The organism is Motilibacter deserti (assembly GCF_011250635.1).
In the GTDB taxonomy this organism is placed as follows: Bacteria; Actinomycetota; Actinomycetes; order Motilibacterales; family Motilibacteraceae; genus Motilibacter_A; species Motilibacter_A deserti.
On sequence record NZ_JAANNP010000202.1, the window covers coordinates 1 to 2115 of the forward strand.

The following is a 2115-nucleotide window of genomic DNA, read 5'->3' on the forward strand; positions in this document are numbered from 1 at the left end:
ACTTCCTCGTCGGCGGCCTGAGCGACCGCGAGCCGGGCGCCGCGCTGCGCGACATGCATGCGGCCCGCTGCGACGTGCTCGGGCTGCACGGGCCGCTGCGTGCGCTCGACCGGGCGTGGGCGGGGGGCCTGACCGCGTACGTGCTGGCGCGCCGGGAGGCGAAGCGCACGGCGCGCCGGGTGGGCGGCACCCGGGCGGTGGACTGGTGGGCCGGGCGCCGGCGGCCGGAAGCCGCCGAGGACGGGCAGGGGCCGCGGTGACGGGGGTGGCCTTCGGCCCCGAGATCTTCTTCCAGCGTTACGGCGGGATCACCCGCTACCTGGTCGAGGTGCACCGCCGGCTGCCCGCGCACGGCGTGCAGTCCCGGGTCTTCGCCGGCCTGCACGGCAACGACCTGCTGGGCAGCGAGCGCGTCGTGGGGCGCAAGGTGCCGCGGGCCCTGGACCGCTACCGGCTCGTCCCACCGCGCACCGCCCTCAACGAGGCGCTGCTGCGTCGCTGGCTGGCACGGCAGCCGGCCGGGACGATCTATCACAAGACCTACTACACGGGACACGGGGAGACCGCACGGCGCGGCCCTCTGGTCGTGACCATGCACGACCTCATCCATGCGCTCTTCCCCGCGCACTTCGCGGCGGACGACCCCACCGTCGCGCAGCAGCGCCGGCTCGCCGGGCAGGCCGACCTGCTGCTCGCCGTCTCCGAGAACACCCGCCGGGACCTGGTCCAGGTGTTCGGCGTGGACGCGGACAAGGTCGTGGTGACGCCGCTGGGCGTGGACGTTCCCGCAGCGGCACCGCACTCGGCGGCGCCCTTCGCCGAGCCCTATCTGCTCTACCTCGGCGAGCGCGGCGGCTACAAGAACTGGGCCACGCTCGTGACGGGGTACGCCCGCTCCCGCGCGCGCACGGACGTGATCCTCGTCTGCGCCGGCGGTGGCGAGCTGCGGCCCGACGAGCGGGAGCTGCTGCAGCACCTCGGGGTCTCCGCGCGCGTCGTGCAGGTCGCCGCGGACGACGCGCGGCTCGACCAGCTGTACCGGCACGCGGTCGCCTACGCCTACCCCTCGCTCTACGAGGGGTTCGGGCTGCCGCCGCTCGAGGCGCTCGCCCGGGGGTGCCCGGTCGTCGCCGCGCGCGCCGGCTCGATCCCGGAGGTCCTGGGCGAGGCGGCGGCGTACTTCGACCCCAGCGACGCCGACGACGTCGCGGCGCTGCTCGACACAGTGGTGGGCGACGACGCGCTGCGCGGCAGGCTCGCCCAGGGCGGCCCCGGGCGAGCGGCGGGCTTCTCGTGGGACCGGACCGCCGCGCTCACCGCCACGGCCTACCGCCGGCTGGCCTGACCGCCGCGCTCACCGCCACGGGCCTACCGCAGGCTGGCCTGACCTTGGTAGCCGGCGAGCACGCGCTCGGCCTCCCGGACATACGACTCCTCGATGGCCGCGCGCCCGCCCGTCTCCTCCAGCTCGCACAGCTTCGCCCAGCTGACGATCCGGTAGGTGAGCATCAGCCAGGTCAGCGTGAAGCCCCGCCAGCCGTCGAGGAAGCCGCGCCGCCCGTAGCGGTCCGCCGCCTCCTTGAGCGCGAACGGCAGGTGCGCGCGGAGCGCACGGCTGCGGCCCTTCGCCGCCATCTGCTGAGCCTCGACAGTCGTGTAGCGGTCGAGCTTGGACAGGAACTCGGAGACGTCGCGGTAGTTGAAGTGCGTGATCGCGAAGTCCTCGGTCGGAGGAAGCTCGAGGTCCGGGCCGGCCGCCACCGGCTGCTCGTGGATCTGCTCGGTGAACGACACCGCACCCTTGCGGAAGAAGCGCACGTGCCGGTCCCTGGACATCTGCCAGCCGGTGCCCTTGAGCTGGCGCCCGAGCAGGAAGTTGCGGCACGACATCCGCACCCGCTCGGCCTCGCCGGTCTGGGCTACGCGGAGCAGCCGCGCGGCCAGCGTCGGGGGGAAGAGCTCGTCGGCGTCCAGCCGGGCGATCCACTCGCCGGTGGCCTGCTCGACGGCGAAGGCGCGCGCCGGCTCCGAGAATCCCCTCCGCTCGAAGAACTCGACCCGCGCCCCGAGCGACCGGGCGATCTCCACCGTCCGGTCGTCGCTGTGCATGTCGAC

General features: G+C 74.5%; 3 protein-coding genes. 2 read left to right on the forward strand and 1 reads right to left on the reverse strand.

The window, feature by feature from the left end:
• The coding region (locus tag G9H71_RS22360) for a hypothetical protein (RefSeq protein WP_166284958.1) at positions 1-260 on the forward strand (260 nt) is incomplete at its 5' end.
• Positions 257-1345 (forward strand): glycosyltransferase family 4 protein, encoded by a 1089-nt coding sequence (locus G9H71_RS22365; protein ID WP_166284959.1) that lies wholly within the window; start codon positions 257-259, stop codon positions 1343-1345. The genes G9H71_RS22360 and G9H71_RS22365, both read left to right, overlap by 4 nt.
• 23 nt (positions 1346-1368) lie before the next feature.
• Here G9H71_RS22365 and G9H71_RS22370 read toward each other — a convergent pair.
• On the reverse strand, positions 1369-2115 hold a 747-nt coding region (locus G9H71_RS22370), incomplete at its 5' end, for a glycosyltransferase family 2 protein (protein ID WP_166284960.1).